The sequence below is a fragment of the Methylobacterium sp. E-005 genome, assembly GCF_022829725.1.
Taxonomy (GTDB): Bacteria; Pseudomonadota; Alphaproteobacteria; order Rhizobiales; family Beijerinckiaceae; genus Methylobacterium.
In genome coordinates this window covers 265,285-281,221 of sequence record NZ_JAKSYG010000256.1, presented here as the reverse complement: position 1 = coordinate 281,221, position 15,937 = coordinate 265,285, and the positions used below count along the sequence as shown (strand labels likewise).

At 67.6% G+C, this 15,937-nt stretch carries 14 protein-coding genes; 5 read left to right on the top strand and 9 right to left on the bottom strand.

What is annotated here, in order from left to right; all coding sequences use genetic code 11:
- A complete protein-coding gene (locus MKK88_RS32270) occupies nt 1–489 on the top strand; it encodes a disulfide bond formation protein B (protein WP_244007627.1) in 489 nt (162 codons plus the stop codon).
- A 37-nt stretch (nt 490–526) separates the two neighbouring features.
- Here MKK88_RS32270 and MKK88_RS32265 read toward each other — a convergent pair whose 3' ends face one another.
- From MKK88_RS32265 to cpdR, 4 genes are all read right to left on the bottom strand, one after another.
- Nucleotides 527–982 carry a DUF1178 family protein gene (locus tag MKK88_RS32265; protein ID WP_244007625.1) on the bottom strand — a complete coding sequence of 152 codons (456 nt, stop codon included), beginning with the start codon at nt 980–982 and terminating at the stop codon, nt 527–529.
- Between the two features lie 17 nt (nt 983–999).
- Entirely contained in the window at nt 1,000–1,857 is an 858-nt protein-coding gene (locus MKK88_RS32260) for a carbon-nitrogen hydrolase family protein (RefSeq protein ID WP_244007623.1), read from the bottom strand.
- On the bottom strand, nt 1,850–2,119 hold the full coding sequence (grxC, locus tag MKK88_RS32255; RefSeq protein ID WP_244007621.1) for a glutaredoxin 3: 270 nt from the start codon (nt 2,117–2,119) through the stop codon (nt 1,850–1,852). Before grxC ends, MKK88_RS32260 begins: the two co-directional genes overlap by 8 nt.
- A gap of 121 nt (nt 2,120–2,240) precedes the next feature.
- On the bottom strand, nt 2,241–2,597 hold the full coding sequence (cpdR, locus tag MKK88_RS32250; RefSeq protein ID WP_003603128.1) for a cell cycle two-component system response regulator CpdR: 357 nt from the start codon (nt 2,595–2,597) through the stop codon (nt 2,241–2,243).
- 206 nt (nt 2,598–2,803) lie between these two features.
- Here cpdR and MKK88_RS32245 point away from each other — a divergent pair, with 206 nt between their 5' ends.
- Nucleotides 2,804–3,706: an N-formylglutamate amidohydrolase gene (locus MKK88_RS32245; RefSeq protein ID WP_244007619.1), complete on the top strand. Its 903-nt coding sequence runs from the start codon at nt 2,804–2,806 to the stop codon at nt 3,704–3,706.
- Nucleotides 3,707–3,926: 220 nt separating this feature from the next.
- On the opposite strand, the gene MKK88_RS32240 is transcribed toward MKK88_RS32245, so the two are convergent.
- Nucleotides 3,927–4,796, bottom strand: coding sequence for a UTP--glucose-1-phosphate uridylyltransferase (locus MKK88_RS32240; protein ID WP_244007617.1), 870 nt, complete (start codon nt 4,794–4,796; stop codon nt 3,927–3,929).
- Nucleotides 4,797–5,129: 333 nt separating this feature from the next.
- On the opposite strand from MKK88_RS32240, the gene galE reads away from it, so the two are divergent.
- From galE to MKK88_RS32225, 3 genes are all read left to right on the top strand, one after another.
- A complete protein-coding gene (gene galE / locus MKK88_RS32235) occupies nt 5,130–6,122 on the top strand; it encodes a UDP-glucose 4-epimerase GalE (RefSeq protein ID WP_244007615.1) in 993 nt (330 codons plus the stop codon).
- Nucleotides 6,123–6,126: 4 nt separating this feature from the next.
- The gene (locus MKK88_RS32230; RefSeq protein ID WP_244007613.1) at nt 6,127–7,329 is read left to right on the top strand and encodes a lytic murein transglycosylase; all 1,203 of its coding nucleotides are present in this window, start codon (nt 6,127–6,129) and stop codon (nt 7,327–7,329) included.
- An 85-nt stretch (nt 7,330–7,414) separates the two neighbouring features.
- Nucleotides 7,415–8,845: a DUF459 domain-containing protein gene (locus tag MKK88_RS32225; protein ID WP_409566739.1), complete on the top strand. Its 1,431-nt coding sequence runs from the start codon at nt 7,415–7,417 to the stop codon at nt 8,843–8,845.
- A gap of 37 nt (nt 8,846–8,882) precedes the next feature.
- Here MKK88_RS32225 and MKK88_RS32220 read toward each other — a convergent pair whose 3' ends face one another.
- From MKK88_RS32220 to gltB, 4 genes are all read right to left on the bottom strand, one after another.
- Nucleotides 8,883–10,316 carry a glutamate synthase subunit beta gene (locus MKK88_RS32220; RefSeq protein ID WP_244007609.1) on the bottom strand — a complete coding sequence of 478 codons (1,434 nt, stop codon included), beginning with the start codon at nt 10,314–10,316 and terminating at the stop codon, nt 8,883–8,885.
- 82 nt (nt 10,317–10,398) lie between these two features.
- Complete coding sequence (locus MKK88_RS32215) at nt 10,399–10,689, bottom strand: BrnA antitoxin family protein (protein WP_244007607.1); 291 nt, start codon at nt 10,687–10,689, stop codon at nt 10,399–10,401.
- Complete coding sequence (locus tag MKK88_RS32210; RefSeq protein WP_244007605.1) at nt 10,631–10,921, bottom strand: BrnT family toxin; 291 nt, start codon at nt 10,919–10,921, stop codon at nt 10,631–10,633. Before MKK88_RS32210 ends, MKK88_RS32215 begins: the two co-directional genes overlap by 59 nt.
- A gap of 24 nt (nt 10,922–10,945) precedes the next feature.
- Nucleotides 10,946–15,661 carry a glutamate synthase large subunit gene (gene gltB / locus MKK88_RS32205; protein ID WP_244007603.1) on the bottom strand — a complete coding sequence of 1,572 codons (4,716 nt, stop codon included), beginning with the start codon at nt 15,659–15,661 and terminating at the stop codon, nt 10,946–10,948.
- Nucleotides 15,662–15,937 lie beyond the last annotated feature (276 nt).

The window sequence follows — 15,937 nt, the reverse complement described above, 5'->3', positions numbered from 1 at the left end:
ATGCAGATGGCGGCCGCGCTTCGTCTCAAAACCGCCGGCTTGTGGCTGGCGATCCTGTCCGCCGCCACCCTCGGTGCCGTGCTGGTGATGCAGTACGGATACGGCTATGCGCCCTGCAAGCTATGCCTGACGGAGCGTCTCCCCTACTACGCGGCCGTGCCGCTGGGACTGATCGCGCTGTTCGCCCCGGAGCGCCTCGGCCGGATCGCCCTCGGTCTTGCGGCGTTGGGCCTGCTCTATGGGGCCGGCGTCGGCGTCTATCACGCCGGGGCCGAATGGGGCTTCTGGCCGGGACCGAGCGATTGCGGCGGCGGGACGGGCACGAATCCGGGCCAGATCGGCGATTTCCTCAACACCCTGCAATCGACCAAAGTGGTGGATTGCTCGGTTGCGGCGCTGCGGGTGCTCGGGGTGTCGCTCGCGGGCTGGAACGCCCTCGTGTCGTTCGTGCTGGCGTCTCTGGCGGGAACCGCAGCGGTGCGGCGCTGACAGGCCGCAGCTCTGCCGTCCACACGTGGCGGATGCTCTAGTTGCGGTCGTCCGGCAGGATCGGGATAGCCGCAACCTCGATCCCCTCTTCAACCAGAGCGCGTGCCTCCGCCGGGCTAGCCTCACCGTAGATTGAGCGGCCCTCCGCCTCTCCGTAGTGAATCTTGCGCGCTTCTTCGGGGAAGCGGGTGCCGACATGCTCGGCATTTGCCACCACGTGCTCGCGCAGAGCCTTGAGCATCGCCCGGACTTGTCGCTCGGGCTCAGCGATCAAGGCGACCGGGGCCTCGGTCTGAACCGGCGGCGCAGCCGGGATTCGCCCGCGATCGGTGCGCGCGATGCTCGGCACCATCAGAGCCTTGCTGACCGAGGTGCTGTCACAGACCGGGCATGCCACGAGGCCGCGCGCCGCCTGCGTGTCGAAGGACTCGGAGGACGGGAACCAGCTCTCGAAGCCGTGCCCGGCCTCGCAGACGAGACTGTACCGGATCATTGATCTGTTTTGGGTGTCTATTGTGCCGGCTCGACCTGCCGGCCGACCCGCTGGACCGTAAAAGCGCGTCCATGGTTCAAAGACGGGATCCGTGCCCGGGCATCCATGACCTGGGCCAAGTCGATCTCTGCCATGACGATCCCGGGTTCGTCCCCGCCGGCATCGGCGAGCACGCGACCCCAGGGATCGACGATCAGCGAATGTCCGAATGTCTCGCGGCCGTCCTCATGGACGCCGCCCTGCGCCGCCGAGATCACGAAGGCGCCGGTCTCGATCGCGCGCGCCCGCTGCAGGACGTGCCAGTGCGCAGCCCCCGTCTGGCGGGTGAAGCAGGCCGGCGCGGTCAGCACATCGGCGCCCGCCTCCGCCAGGGCGCGGTACAGGCCAGGAAAGCGGACGTCATAGCAGATCGTCAGGCCGATCGTGGCCAGGTGCGTGTCGGCGACGACCGCGCAGGCCCCGCCGGTATAGGTCGCCGATTCGCGCCAACGCTCGCCGCTCGGCAGGTCGACGTCGAACAGGTGCAGCTTGTCATAGGATGCGATGATCGCGCCCCCGGCATCGATCAGGTAGGCACGGTTGGCGATCTTGTCGCCGGATCGAACCGCAATGGAGCCGACCTGCACCACCGTACCGGTTTCCCGCGCGGCCTCGCGCAGGGCTGCGAGCGTCGGATCCCGCTCTTCGGTGGTTACGTGGGCGAACAGGCGCTCGCGGTTCCGCTCGACCAGGGAGGTAATCTCCGGCGTCTGCACGTAGGCCGCGCCCCGGGCCGCCGCCTCGCGTACCCCCGCCACGGCCGCGTCGCGATTCGCGCCCGGATCTCGGCCCGAGCGCATCTGCACGCAGGCAGCCGTGAACCGGGACTCAGGCATCCGCGGTGTCTTTCAGGAGGGGATCGAGCTTGCCGGCCCGATCGAGGGCGTAGAGATCGTCGCACCCGCCGACATGCCGGCCACCGACGAAGATCTGGGGCACGCTGGTGCGGCCGCCGGCCTTCTCGACCATGGTGGCACGGGCACCCTGCACGCGCTCGACGTCAACTTCCTGGAAGGCGGCGCCCTTCTCCTTCAGCAGGCTCTTCGCCGCCGAGCAATAGGGGCACCACGCCGTGGTGTAGATGGTGACCGGCTGCATGGCGTTCGATGTCCCGCGCGTAACCACCCGACATATAGGTGCGCGCAGGGCGAATTGCCTATGTCCGCGTGGCCACAGCCTTAACGTGGCTCCACCGGCACCACGGCCGAGCCCGGCGCCCTTAGGCGGCGAGCAGCTTCTCGACCTCGTTGACGAGGTCGCGCAGATGGAACGGCTTGGACAGGACCTTCGCGTCCTTCGGCGCCTTGGAATCGGGGTTCAACGCCACGGCCGCGAAGCCGGTGATGAACATGACCTTGATGTCGGGGTCGAGCTCGGTGGCGCGGCGCGCCAGCTCGATCCCGTCCATCTCGGGCATCACGATATCGGTCAGCAGCAGTTCGAACGGTTCCTCGCGCAGGCGATTATACGCCGAGAGGCCGTTGTCGAAGGATAGGACGTCGTAGCCCGCGTTCTGCAGCGCCTTGGCCAGAAACCGGCGCATGTCGTTGTCGTCTTCCGCCAGCAGGATTTTCATCGGCCGGATCCGAGCCTTCGTATCGTGGTGTTGATCCCATAAAGGGACGGGATGGTAAACAAGGTGTTAGGATCGTTGGCCGAGCGCAGGCCGCCTGTGTCGCCCATGGCACGATTGCCCGACGCCACGGAGTGGACAGGCGGACGAACCCGCACCACAGTGCAGGTCTGCCGTGCTCCTTCCATCGCCGGGTTGTCCACGCATCGATGAGCGCTCCCGAATCGGTCAAGCCAGACGCCTTCGGATTCGCACCACCCTATGCAGTGGACGAACCCGCGGCGCATACCCTGCCGTTCGTCTTCAATACCGGCCATTCCGGGGCCGTCTACCCCCCGTATTTCATCGCGGCATCGCGCCTCGATGCCCTGGCCCTGCGGCGGTCCGAGGATGCCCATGTCGAGCGCCTGTTCGCGCCCGTCGTGGAACTCGGCGCGCCGCTGCTGCGCGCCAACTTCCCGCGTGCTTTCCTGGATGTGAATCGCGAGCCCTTCGAGCTCGACCCGCGGATGTTCGACGGACGGCTTCCGCCGTTTGCAAACACCCGCTCGATGCGGGTCGCGGGTGGACTCGGGACGATCCCACGCGTCGTCGCTGACGGCCAGGAGATCTACGCCAAGCGGCTGCCGGTCGAGGAAGCGACCGCACGGATCGAAGGACTCTATCGGCCGTATCACCGGATGTTGCGGGATCTGATCCAGCGCACCGCCAGGTTCCACGGGCATTGCGCGCTCGTCGACTGCCATTCGATGCCCTCGTCGAGCCTTGGGCGCGACGCAGAGTTGAAGGCCGACATCGTGCTCGGAGACCGGTTCGGCACCGCCTGTGCACCGACGTTGATCGATGGATTCGAGGCGGCCTTCCGCGCCCGCGGTTTCCGCGTGGTGCGCAACAAGCCCTACGCGGGGGGCTTCATCACGGAACATTATGGTGAGCCGAACCTGGGACGTCACGCGCTCCAGATCGAGGTCAACCGTGCGCTCTACATGAACGAGAGCAGCCTCGCGACGCATGCCGGATTTCCGGCCCTGGTGGCTGCATTGCGCGCCGTCATCACAGAGGTCGCATCCGACCTGAGTGATCTGTCGCCGCGCCGGATGGCGGCCGAGTGATGAAGACCACCCGCTGAGCGCGACGGCCGGAAACAAAAAAGGCCACTCCCGAAGGAGCGGCCCGAAGTCTAGGGAGGAAACGCCCAAGAAGGGCTGCGTGACCGCGACGCCATCGCGATCTCGCAACGCACAAAATAAAGTGCGCCGCACAAGACGCAAGGATTAAATCGCCGCTGGTGCCGCATCAGGCGCATGGCTGCGTCGCGTCCGGGTCGTTCGCTCAGCCGTGCTCCTTAAGGAGTCGGGCGATCTCGGCCTTCAGCGGACCTGCGAGATCGGCGCGCTCCAGGGCGTAGGCGAGGTTTGCCACCAGGAAGCCGAGCTTCGATCCGGTGTCGTAGGTCCGGCCCTCGTAGCGCATGCCGAAGAAATCCTGCGTCCCCATGAGCTCAATCATGGCGTCGGTGAGCTGGATTTCGCCGCCCGCGCCCTTCTTGCCGTGCTCCAGGATCCCGAAAATCTCCGGTTGCAGAATGTAGCGCCCGGAGATGATGAAATTCGATGGCGCGGTACCCTGCTTGGGCTTCTCGACCATGCCGGTGATCTGAAAGGACTGACCGAAGGTCTCGCCGACGCTGACGATCCCGTACTGATGGGTCTCCTCAGGGGCCACCTCCTCGACCGCGATGACGTTGCCGCCATGCCGCTCGTAGGTCGCCAGCATCTGCTCCATGCAGCCCCGGCTCAGCATGTCGGGGAGCAGGACCGCGAAGGGCTCGTCGCCGATGATCTCACGGGCACACCACACCGCGTGGCCGAGCCCGAGGGGCGCCTGCTGGCGGGTGAAGCTCGTCTGCCCGGCCTTCGGCAGATCCCTCTGGAGTTCCTCATAGGCGGCCGTCTTGCCGCGCTCCTGGAGCGTGCGGTCGAGTTCGTACGCGATGTCGAAATGATCTTCGATCACCGCCTTGCCGCGTCCGGTGACGAAGATGAAATGCTCGATGCCGGCTTCCCGGGCCTCGTCGACCACGTGCTGCACGACCGGCCGGTCGACAACAGTCAGCATCTCCTTCGGAACTGCCTTGGTGGCAGGCAGGAAGCGCGTGCCCAGGCCCGCGACGGGCAGGACGGCCTTGCGGATCGGTTTCATCGATCGGTAACCCCGAAGACTGAAAGAACAACGTGCGCGAGGATTGAAACGATTGGCTCGACACATTCCGGGTCGGAGCCGGACCTGCACCGTGGACAGCGCCGCAGTCAGACAGGGTAACGCGGTGCGTCGCAAGAGCCTGTTGTGGATAGTATGGGGGCAGTGTGCCGTAAATATAGCGTCTACAACCACGTAAGCAGGCGTAAAGCGCTCCTCTGCGCAGACGTGGCCGCTGGTCCCGGGCAGCAGAGCGCGTAGAGGTGGGCAAGGGCCGGGCCTGATGGCAACGTGGGCGTGACCGGCTTCCGCGACGAAGGCTTCTAGGGGAATGACATGGCGGTCCTAGTAACGGGCGGAGCCGGGTATATCGGCAGCCACATGGTTTTGGCGCTGCTCGACGCCGGCCATGAGGAGATCGTGGTTCTGGACGATCTCTCGACCGGCTTCGATTGGGCCGTCCCGGAGGGCGTGAAGCTCGTTGTCGGCGACGTGGCGGATCAGGCCCTCGTCACCCAGACGATCCTACAGCACCGGATCGACGCGCTCGCACATTTCGCGGCCAAGATCGTGGTTCCCGAATCCGTCTCGGACCCCCTCGGCTACTATCTCGCCAATACGGTTAAGACCCGCGCGCTGATTGAGGCCGCGGTCCGGGCCGGTGTACGGCACGTAATCTTCTCGTCGACGGCGGCCGTTTACGGCGAGCCTGAGATCGTGCCGGTCCCCGAGGATCTGCCGCTCAAGCCGATCAATCCTTACGGTCGCTCCAAGCTCATGAGCGAGTGGATGATCGCCGATGCGGCGGCGGCTCACGACTTCACCTATGTCGTCCTGCGCTATTTCAACGTCGCCGGCGCCGATCCGCAGGGCCGTTCCGGCCAATCGACACCCAACGCCACCCACCTGATCAAGGTCGCGACGCAGGCGGCTCTCGGCCAGCGCGAACGCCTCGACGTCTACGGCACCGACTATGCGACGCCGGACGGCTCGTGCCTGCGCGACTACATCCAGGTCTCGGATCTGGCCGAGGCGCACCGGGTCGCCCTCGATCATCTGCGGGCGGGCGGCGAGAGCCTGACGCTGAATTGCGGCTATGGGCGCGGCTACTCGGTCCTCGAGGTGATCGAGGTCGTCAAGCGGATCGCCGGGCGCGACTTCCAGGTTCGGCTCTGTCCCCGGCGCCCCGGGGACCCGGCGCAGATCGTGGCCGAGGCGGCACGCATCCGGGAGCGGCTGGGCTGGCAGCCCCGGCACGACGATCTCGACGTCATCGTGGGCCAAGCGCTCGCCTGGGAAGATCGCCTCGCCAAGCGAAATCGGATCTGAACGGGTGCTGTCGCGGCGAACGGTCCTGGCGGCTGGCCTGTGCCTTCCCGGCGCGGCACGTGCGAAGGAGAAGGCGCGCGCCGACAGCGCCTTTCGTGGGTTCATCGAAGCCCTGCGCCCCGACGCGGCCGCTCGGGGCGTGACGCCGCAGACCTTCGACGCCGCTTTCCGGGGCATCGACGCTCCGGATGCCGCCGTCCTGGCGCGGACGCGCCGCCAAAGCGAGTTCGTCCGGCCGGTCTGGGACTATCTGGTCGGGGCGGTATCTGGTGGCCGGCTCGCCCGGGGGCTGGCGCGCGCGGCCGCTTTGGCCCCAACGCTGCGGGCGATCGAGGGCCGATACGGCGTGCCAGGCCCGGTGATCCTGGCGATCTGGGGCGTCGAATCCGATTTCGGCGCCAGCGCTGGCGATGTCTCGACCATTCGCGCGCTGGCGACCCTGGCGGCGGCCGGCCACCGGGGCGCCCTGTTTCGCGACGAGCTGCTCGCGGCGCTGACGATCCTGCAGCGGGGGGATGTTACCCCTAAGCAGATGCGTGGAAGCTGGGCGGGTGCGATGGGGCAGGTCCAGTTCCTGCCCTCCACCTATCTGGCGCACGCCGTCGACTTCGACGACGACGGCCATCGCGATATCTGGACCAGCCCAGCTGATTCACTTGGTTCCATCGCGGCTTATCTGAAGGATCTCGGCTGGGATCCGGCTCTGTCGTGGGGATACGAAGTGCGCCTGCCCGAGGGATTCGATCTGACGCGCTACGGCGGTGATCTCTCGGCTTTCACCGAACGCGGCGTCCGACGGGCGGATGGCGGTCCGCTGCCGCCGCGGGGGCGCGCCAGCCTGTTCCTGCCGGGCGGAGTCGGCGCGCCGGCCTTCCTGATCACCGACAACTTCGAGGTGATCCGAGGCTACAACACCTCAGATTCCTACGCGTTGGCGGTCGGCCATCTCGCTGACCGGCTCGGGGGCGGGTCAACCCTTGCCGCGCCCTGGCCGACGGCCCCAGGCCTCGACCCTTCGAGCTTGCGAAAGCTCCAGGTCGGGCTGGCATCGGCGGGCTTCTATGATGGGCCGACGGATGGCCGCGCCGGCCCCAAACTGCGCGAGGCCGTGCGACGCTACCAGATCAGCACGGGCCTGCCGGCCGACGGCTACGCGACGCCGGGGCTTCTCGCTCATGTCGAAAGCCGGCCCACGCCCAGGCCGTGAGACGACTTTCGCCTTTAGACCTCTGAGAAACTTCACCCTATAGTGCCGCGGGGTCAGGGGCACCGTTCCACGTGAAGAGTGCGGGATGCGCATGAAAGTCGCTGGTCGGCGCGGCCTCAATCGGGCGGTGCATGCGGGTGCGGCCGCCGCGCTCTGGCTCGTCGGCCTCCCGCTGCTCGGCGGCGCGCCTGCCTTCGCGCAATGGGGCGACGGCTACCAGCAGCCGGGGAACGGGACCTACTACGAAGCGCCGCCGCGGCGGCGGCCCCGGGATGCCTATTACCGGGATGACGGGAGTTACGGGCGCCAGCCCCGCTACGCGCCGCCTCAGGAGGCGCCGCGCCAGTTCTACTGGCCCTGGGAGGATCGGCCGCAGCCCGTCGCGCCCCCACCCGAACGGACCTACCGGGCGCCGCGCCCCCGGAACACCTACAGCCCGACCGAGGCGCAGCGGCCGGCTCCCGCGATCAAGCGCCGGGTACGTCCCGCCCGGGCTCCGACGCCGCCGAAGCCCGCAATCGCCAAGACCGAGCCGCATGTGCAAATCGCCGTGTTCGGCGATTCGCTCGCAGATCACCTCGCCAAGGGCCTCGACGATGTGTTCGAGGACAATGCCGACGTCGCGGTGATCGACCGTGCCAAGGGCGACAGCGGGCTGGTGCGCAAGGACGTCGTCGATTGGCCGAAGGCGGCGCAGGATTACCTGCAGGCGAACCCGAAGGTTCGCTATGCCCTGGTCATGCTGGGCGCCAACGACCGGCAGCCGATTCGCGACGGCGACGAGACCGTCGAGCCCCTGACCGATCGCTGGCGCGTCCTGTATCGGGCGCGCATCGACGCGCTCATCAAGGTGTTCACCGACCGAAAGCTGCCGCTGGTCTGGGTGGGGCTGCCCCCCGTGCAGAGCGAGTCCCTGAGCCGGGACCTTGCCGCGATCAACGACATCGTGCGCGACAGCGTTACCAAGGCTGGGGCGACCTATGTCGATATCTGGCCGGGCTTCGTCGATGACCGGGACCGCTACGCGGCGTCGGGACCGGATCCGGAGGGGCAGATCGCCAAGCTGCGCACCGCGGACGGCATCCATTTCACCAAGGCGGGTGACCGGAAGCTGGCGCATTTCGCCGATGTCGAGCTCAAGCGCCTGATGGGTACGGCGCCGGCGCAGGCCGATCAGCCTTCGGCCGCCGTGACGCCGAGCGGGGCGCCTGCGACAGCTGCCCCGAGCCTCGACGGAGCGGGTGAGCCGACCGACACGGCGGCGATCGATCGTCAGATCACCGCCATGCTGCCGAGCCTGCCCGAACCCCCGGGTATCCCGGCCTTGCCGGTGAAACCGGCAGCCGGTCCTGTCGTGCCGCTGAGCCGGACAGAGGTTTCGCCCGGCGGCGCGTTGCTCAATGGGCGTCCCCGGGACGGGGATAACCTCGGAACTGTGGAGCGGACGCTGCTGCGCGGGAACGCGCCGATGCCGCAACCCGGACGGGCCGACGATTTCCGCTGGCCCCCCGGCTGACGCCAGGGGGCCTCGGAGAGCTCGTCGTATCGGAGTTCTATCGCGGCAGGACGCTTGAGCCCATCAGCGTCTCGTCGATGGCGCGGGCGGCCTGGCGGCCCTCGCGGATCGCCCAGACCACCAGCGACTGCCCCCGGCGCATGTCGCCGGCCGCCCAGATCTTCGCGTCTGAGGTGCGGTAATCCTCCTCGTTCGCCTCGACATTGCCGCGCTTGCTCACGCCGATCCCGGACTGCTCCAGCAACCCCTTCTGCACCGAACCCGCGAAGCCGATTGCCATGAAGACGAGGTCGGCTGGCATCACGAACTCGCTGCCGGGGATCGGCTGACGCTTGGCGTCAACCCGGGCGCAGACGACGCCCGTGAGCTGACCCTTCTTGTTGCCTTCGAGGCGGAGGGTGGCGGCCTGGAACTCGCGCTCGGCGCCCTCGGCCTGGCTGGAGGAGGTGCGCATCTTCGTCGGCCAGTAGGGCCATACGGTGAGCTTGTCCTCCCGTTCCGGCGGCCGCGGGCGGATGTCGAGCTGCGTCACCGACAGGGCGCCCTGGCGGAAGGCGGTGCCGACGCAATCGGAGGCCGTGTCGCCGCCCCCGATCACCACCACGTTCTTGCCCGAAGCCAGAATCGGCTGCTCGCCGTTTCCACGCATCGGCTCGTTGTTCACCCGCCGGTTGGATTGGACGAGGTAGGGCATCGCGTAGTGGACGCCTTCCAGATCCTGGCCAGGGAGCTGCGGGTTGCGCGGATCCTCGGCGCCGCCGCAGAACATCACGGCGTCGAACTCAGCCTTCAGTTCATCGACCGGCTTCGTGACGCCGATGTTCTGGTTGTAGTGGAAGACGACGCCCTCGGCTTCCATCTGGCGGACGCGCCGGTCGATATGGCGCTTCTCCATCTTGAAGTCCGGGATGCCGTAGCGCAGCAGGCCGCCGGCCTTGGGCTCGCGCTCAAACACGTGGACGTCGTGCCCGACGCGGGCGAGCTGCTGGGCGGCCGCCATGCCGGCAGGGCCTGACCCAACGATCGCAACGCGCTTGCCCGTGCGCATCTGCGCCGGCTCGGGCTTGACCCAGCCCATGTTCCAGGCGCGGTCGGCGATCGCCTGCTCGATCGTCTTGATGGCGACCGGCTGGTTCTCGAGGTTCAGCGTGCAGGCCTCCTCGCAGGGTGCGGGGCAGATCCGGCCGGTAAACTCGGGGAAGTTGTTGGTGGAGTGGAGGTTGCGCGAGGCCTCCTCCCAATCCGACTGGAACACGAGGTCGTTCCAGTCCGGGATCTGGTTGTGGACCGGGCAGCCGGTCGGCCCATGGCAGAACGGGATGCCGCAATCCATACAGCGGGCCGCCTGTTTGGTCAGGTCGTGCTCGTCGAGCGGCAGCGTGAACTCACGGAAATGCCGGACCCGGTCGGCGGCGAGCTGATACTTCTGCTCCTGCCGGTCGAATTCGAGGAAGCCTGTGATCTTGCCCATCGTGCTCGTCTCTTCATGCCCCTGTCGCGACGGGACCAGTCACCACCAGGACGAGCCGGACATCCGCTCGTCGCAACACCACTCACACCCGTTCCGGGTGCTCTGCCAGCCATTCCCGGAGCGCCGCTTCGATCCGGATCTGCCAGTCGGCGCCTTGGATGCGAAACGACTCGACCAGCGCCGACGGAAGGACGACAGTTTCGGTTTCGCCCGCCCGTCGCCCGCGACGGATGAGCGTGCCACGGGAACGGACATCCGCCTCGGCGAACCAGCGCTCGTCCAGCTCGGGAGCGTCGTCCGGATCCCAGCCGATCTCATCGGGGGAGCTGGGCCGACCTGAGTCGTGCGCCGAAGCGCGCTTGCTCTCGCTCATTGGCTTTCCTCAAGCTGATGATCCGCCGATCACCGTCCCGCTCCGTCCAAACCGTCACGACAAGACGGTCATCGAGATAACCAACCGTTATCCAACGCGTCTCACCGTAGTCGCCCCGCGTATCCTGGCCGGTCACCTCCGTCCCATCGAAGATCTCTGCACACCGCTCGAAATCAAGGCCGCGCTCGCGGAGTGTGCGAGCGCGTTTCTCGGCATCGTACGTGATGCGCATGAAAGCCCGAAAGTCCGGACTCCCCTACTCCGCCGCCACTGGCATGCGCGCCATCTCCATCTCGCGCAGCGCCCGGCGGTACTCCACCGGCATCACCTTCACGAACTTGGTGCGGTAGCTGCCCCAGTCGTCGAGGATCGCCTTCGCCCGCGGACTGCCCGTGTACTTGAGGTGGTTGGTGATGAGCTGCGTCAGCCGCTCCTCGTCGTGCCCGGACATGTCGGCCAGGATGTCGACCCGCCCCTTGGTCTCCAGGTCGCCGTCCTGGTGGAAGCGACGCATCAGGTCGTCCTCCTCCTCGACCGGCTCCAGATCGACCATCGACAGGTTGCAACGCGCCGAGAACGAGCCGTCCTCATCGAGCACGTAGGCGATGCCGCCCGACATGCCGGCCGCGAAGTTGCGCCCGGTCTCGCCGATCGACACGACCACGCCGCCGGTCATGTACTCGCAGCCATGGTCGCCCATGCCCTCGACCACCGTGATGGCGCCGGAGTTGCGCACCGCGAAGCGCTCGCCCGCGGAGCCGCGGATGTAGCATTCGCCCGCGATGGCCCCGTACAGCACGGTGTTGCCGACCATGATGGTCCGGTCCGGGGGCGACTTCAGCGCGTCGCTCGGCCGGATGATCAGCTTGCCGCCCGACAGGCCCTTGCCGACATAGTCGTTGCCGTGGCCGGTCAGCTCGAGGGTCACGCCCGCCGCCGCCCAGGCGCCGAAGCTCTGGCCCGCCGTGCCGGCGAGCTTCACCACGATGGTGTCGTCGGGCAGGCCCTCATGGCCATGGGCCTTGGCGACCATGCCGGAGAGCATCGCGCCCGCGGCCCGGTCCGAGTTCCGGATCGTCTCGGTGATGACCACCGGTTCGCCGGTCTCGATAGCGGGCTGTGCCTTCTCGATCAGGCGCCGGTCGAGGACCGTGTCGATCGGGTGATGCTGCACGTCCACGTGGCGGATCGCCGTGCCCTCGGCCACCTTCGGCCGATAGAACAGCTTGGTGAAGTCGAGCCCGCGCGCCTTCCAGTGGGCGATGGCCTCGACCTTGTCGAGCACGTCCGAGCGGCCGACCGCCTCCTCCAGCTTGGTGAAGCCGAGCGAGGCCAGGATCTCCCGCACCTCCTCGGCCACGAAGAAGAAGTAGTTCACCACGTGCTCGGGCGTGCCCTTGAAGCGCTTGCGCAGCACCGGATCCTGGGTGGCGACGCCGACCGGGCAGGTGTTCAGGTGGCACTTGCGCATCATGATGCAGCCGGCCGCGATCAGCGGGGCCGTCGAGAAGCCCATCTGGTCGGCGCCGAGCAGCGCCGCGATGATCACGTCGCGACCCGTGCGGATGCCGCCATCGGCCTGCAGGGCGACGCGGCCGCGCAGGTTGTTGAGCACCAGCGTCTGCTGCGTCTCGGCCAGCCCGGTCTCCCAGGGGCCGCCCGCGTGCTTCAGCGAGGTCAGCGGCGCCGCGCCGGTGCCGCCGTCATAGCCGGAGATCGTGATGTGGTCGGCCCGCGCCTTGGCGACGCCGGCCGCGACGGTACCGACACCGACCTCGGAGACGAGCTTCACCGACACGTCCGCCGACGGGTTCACGTTCTTCAGGTCGAAGATCAGCTGAGCCAGATCCTCGATCGAGTAGATGTCGTGGTGCGGCGGCGGCGAGATCAGGCCGACGCCCGGGGTCGCGTAGCGGACCTTGGCGATCTTGGCGTCGACCTTGTGACCGGGCAGCTGGCCGCCCTCGCCGGGCTTGGCGCCCTGGGCGACCTTGATCTGCATCATGTCGGAATTGACGAGGTATTCCGTCGTGACGCCGAATCGGCCCGAGGCCACCTGCTTGATCGCGGACCGGCGCGAGCGCCCGTCCGGCAGCGGCTTGAACCGCTCGACCTCCTCGCCGCCCTCGCCCGAGTTCGAGCGACCGCCGAAGGAGTTCAGCGCGATGGCGAGCGTCTCGTGCGCCTCCTTGGAGATGGAGCCGTACGACATGGCGCCCGTGGCGAAGCGCTTCACGATCTCGGAGGCCGGCTCGACCGATTCGAGCGGCACCGGTGCGCGGCCGATTTCGGAGGCCGCCTTGATCCGGAACAGCCCGCGTAGGGTCTTGAGCTGGTTCTCCTGCCGGTTCACCAGCTGCGCGTATTCCCGGTAGCGCTCGGGCACGTTGAGGCGCACCGCGTGCTGCAGCGTCGCCACCGTGTCGGGCGTCCAGGTGTGGGTCTCGCCGCGGAGCCGATAGGCGTACTCGCCGCCGACATCGAGGGCGTTCCGGTAGACCGGCGCATCGCCGAAGGCGTCGCAGTGACGGCGGACCGTCTCCTCGGCGACCTCGGCCATGCCGACGCCCTCGATGGTCGTGGCCGTGCCGAAGAAGTCCCGGCCCACAAAGGTCGAGTTCAGGCCGACCGCATCGAAGATCTGGGCGCCGCAATAGGACTGGTAGGTGGAGATGCCCATCTTGGACATCACCTTCAGCAGGCCCTTATCGATCGCCTTGATGTAGCGGTAGATGATCTCGTCGTCGGTGAGATCCGGCGGGAACTCGTCCTTCATTTCGAGCAGCGTCTCGAAGGCGAGGTACGGATTGATCGCCTCGGCACCGTAGCCGGCGAGGCACGCGAAGTGATGCACCTCGCGCGGCTCGCCCGATTCGACCACGAGGCCGACCGAGGTCCGCAGGCCCTTGCGGATCAGGTAGTTGTGCACGGCGGCCGTGGCGAGCAGAGCCGGGATCGGGATCCGATCCGGCCCGACCGCCCGGTCGGTCAGCACGATGATGTTGTAGCCGCCGCGCACCGCCGCCTCGGCCCGGTCGCACAGGCGGTCGAGCGCCCCGTCCATGGCCGCCGCGCCCATCTCGGCCGGGTAAGTCATGTCGAGGGTCTTGGTGTCGAACCGGTCCTCGAAATGGCCGATCGAGCGGATCTTCTCGAGATCCGCGTTGGTGAGGATCGGCTGGCGGACCTCCAGGCGCTTGCGCCGGGACGCGCCCTCCATGTCGAGCAGGTTCGGCCGCGGCCCGATGAACGAGACGAGGCTCATCACGGCCTCCTCGCGGATCGGATCGATCGGCGGGTTCGTCACCTGCGCGAAGTTCTGCTTGAAGTAGGTGTAGAGCAGCTTCGACTTCTCGGAGAGGGCCGAGAGCGGCGTGTCCGTGCCCATGGAGCCGACCGCCTCCTGGCCGGTGACGGCCATGGGCTGCATCAGCAGCTTGAGGTCTTCCTGGGTGTAGCCGAAGGCCTGCTGGCGATCGAGCAGGCTGACATCGCCGCGGGACTCGCGCGGCTGCACCGGGCGCAGGTCCTCCAGCACGATCTGGGTGTTCTTCACCCAGTCGGCATAGGGATGCGCGGCGGCGAGCTCGCCCTTGATCTCCTCGTCGGAGACGATGCGGCCCTTCTGCAGGTCGATCAGCAGCATGCGGCCCGGCTGGAGGCGCCAGGACTGCACGATCTTCTCGTCCGGGATCGGCAGGGTGCCCATCTCGGAGGCCAGCACCACGAGCCCGTCGTCGGTGACGATGTAGCGGGCAGGGCGCAGGCCGTTGCGGTCCAGGGTCGCGCCGATCTGGCGACCGTCCGTGAACGCCACGGCGGCGGGGCCGTCCCACGGCTCCATCAGGGCGGCGTGGTACTCGTAGAAGGCGCGCCGCTCCTCGCTCATCAGCGGATTGCCGGCCCAGGCCTCCGGAATGAGCATCATCATCGCGTGGGCGAGCGGGTAGCCGCCCTGCACGAGGAATTCGAGGGCGTTGTCGAAGCAGGCGGTGTCGGACTGGCCCTCGTAGGAGATCGGCCAGAGCTTCGAGATGTCGTTGCCGAACAGATCGGAATCGACGCTGGCCTGACGGGCGGCCATCCAGTTGACGTTGCCGCGCAGCGTGTTGATCTCGCCGTTATGCGCGACCATCCGGTACGGGTGCGACAGGCGCCACGTCGGGAAGGTGTTGGTGGCGAAGCGCTGGTGGACGAGGGCGATCGCCGAGACGAAGCGCTCGTCCTTCAGGTCGAGGAAATAACCACCGAGCTGCGTGACCAGCACCATCCCCTTGTAGACGATGGTCCGGGTCGACACGGAGACCGGGTAGAATTCCTTCACCCGCGGGTCGTCGAGGGCGTAGACCTTGTTGGAGATCACCTTGCGGGCGACGTAGACCCGACGCTCGAACGTATCCTGATCGGTCACCGAGGCCGGCCGGCCGATGAAGACCTGACGGTGATGCGGCTCCGTCGCCTTCACGGCGGCGCCCAGATCCTCCGGATCGACCGGGATGTCGCGCCAACCGAGCAAGGGCAGCCCCTCGGACGCGAGGACCGATTCCACGATCTCCTGGATGATCGCCCGGGGCTCCTCGGCCTTGGGCATGAACAGCTGACCGATCGCGTAGGCGCCGGCCGGCGGCAGCTCGAAGCCCAGCCGCGAGCATTCCTCGGCAAAGAAGCCGTGCGGGATCTGCGTGAGGATGCCGCAGCCGTCTCCCATCTTCGGGTCGGCACCGACGGCACCCCGGTGGTCGAGATTCTCCAGGATCTTCAAACCCTGCTCGACGATGGCGTGGGTACGGCGGTCGTGCATGTCGGCGATGAAGCCGACGCCGCAGGCATCCCGCTCCTGGGCCGGATCGTAGGCGCCCTGCGGTTTCGGCAGCGCCGGATCACGGACGATGAGCGGCATCGCGCCGCCGCGGGGGGCGGCAGCCTGAATCGTGGAAGCGGCAAACGCGTCGGCGGGTCTGCGCTGTGACATGCTTCGATTCGTCCTTCCCTCGACACCGTCCGTCCATGAGCGCCCCGCCCATGAACTTGCGAGCATGTTTCGTGCCCGCGAGCCGTCGGCGCCAGCCATTCCGACCTCATGTCGCAGGCCATCCGGCCGGTCCGCGGGGACACGTCCTTCAGCTGGCGTTCGTCGAGGACCCGGACCGCTTTGGGAGCGGTGTGCTGGCGCGCCCGTATCCGTCTGCCGGAACCCTCGCCCGCGCGCGAGACGGCGACGGCCGGTGCACGGCCGATGGGACAGTTG

Bases quoted from the DNA above. Each gene is read 5' to 3' on its own strand.
- MKK88_RS32270 (WP_244007627.1), top strand. From the start codon at position 1: ATGCAGATGGCGGCCGCGCTTCGTCTCAAAACCGCCGGCTTGTGGCTG.
- MKK88_RS32265 (WP_244007625.1), bottom strand. From the start codon at position 982: ATGATCCGGTACAGTCTCGTCTGCGAGGCCGGGCACGGCTTCGAGAGC.
- MKK88_RS32260 (WP_244007623.1), bottom strand. From the start codon at position 1,857: ATGCCTGAGTCCCGGTTCACGGCTGCCTGCGTGCAGATGCGCTCGGGC.
- grxC (WP_244007621.1), bottom strand. From the start codon at position 2,119: ATGCAGCCGGTCACCATCTACACCACGGCGTGGTGCCCCTATTGCTCG.
- cpdR (WP_003603128.1), bottom strand. From the start codon at position 2,597: ATGAAAATCCTGCTGGCGGAAGACGACAACGACATGCGCCGGTTTCTG.
- MKK88_RS32245 (WP_244007619.1), top strand. From the start codon at position 2,804: ATGAGCGCTCCCGAATCGGTCAAGCCAGACGCCTTCGGATTCGCACCA.
- MKK88_RS32240 (WP_244007617.1), bottom strand. From the start codon at position 4,796: ATGAAACCGATCCGCAAGGCCGTCCTGCCCGTCGCGGGCCTGGGCACG.
- galE (WP_244007615.1), top strand. From the start codon at position 5,130: ATGGCGGTCCTAGTAACGGGCGGAGCCGGGTATATCGGCAGCCACATG.
- MKK88_RS32225 (WP_409566739.1), top strand. From the start codon at position 7,415: ATGCGCATGAAAGTCGCTGGTCGGCGCGGCCTCAATCGGGCGGTGCAT.
- MKK88_RS32220 (WP_244007609.1), bottom strand. From the start codon at position 10,316: ATGGGCAAGATCACAGGCTTCCTCGAATTCGACCGGCAGGAGCAGAAG.
- MKK88_RS32215 (WP_244007607.1), bottom strand. From the start codon at position 10,689: ATGAGCGAGAGCAAGCGCGCTTCGGCGCACGACTCAGGTCGGCCCAGC.
- MKK88_RS32210 (WP_244007605.1), bottom strand. From the start codon at position 10,921: ATGCGCATCACGTACGATGCCGAGAAACGCGCTCGCACACTCCGCGAG.
- gltB (WP_244007603.1), bottom strand. From the start codon at position 15,661: ATGTCACAGCGCAGACCCGCCGACGCGTTTGCCGCTTCCACGATTCAG.